Annotated in this window: 1 protein-coding gene; it reads right to left on the minus strand. The window is 62.0% G+C overall.

The window, feature by feature from the left end; translation table 11 throughout:
* On the minus strand, nt 1–238 hold a 238-nt coding region (locus KVP70_RS33780), incomplete at its 3' end, for a non-ribosomal peptide synthetase (protein WP_217946786.1).
* Nucleotides 239–255: the final 17 nt, after the last annotated feature.

Genomic DNA, 255 nt, shown 5'->3' on the forward strand with positions numbered 1-255 from the left:
GGGTGTGCGCCAGTCGGTTGGCGCGCGCATTCAATTCGCCATAGCTGACGCTGGTCTCTTCGTACACCACCGCGATCGCTTCCGGATCGGCTGCTGCCTGCGCTTCGAACAGTTGATGGATCAGTTGATCCTGCGGGTAGTGCGCTTGCGTCGCGTTAAAGCCGACCAGCAGCTGCTGCCGTTCGCTGTCCGGTAAAATGGGGAGCAGGTGCGCCGCTTGCTGCGGGGTGTGCATCAAGGCTTGCACCAGACCCT

This window comes from Duganella violaceipulchra, assembly GCF_019166075.1.
GTDB classification, from domain to species: domain Bacteria; phylum Pseudomonadota; class Gammaproteobacteria; order Burkholderiales; family Burkholderiaceae_D; genus Rugamonas; species Rugamonas violaceipulchra.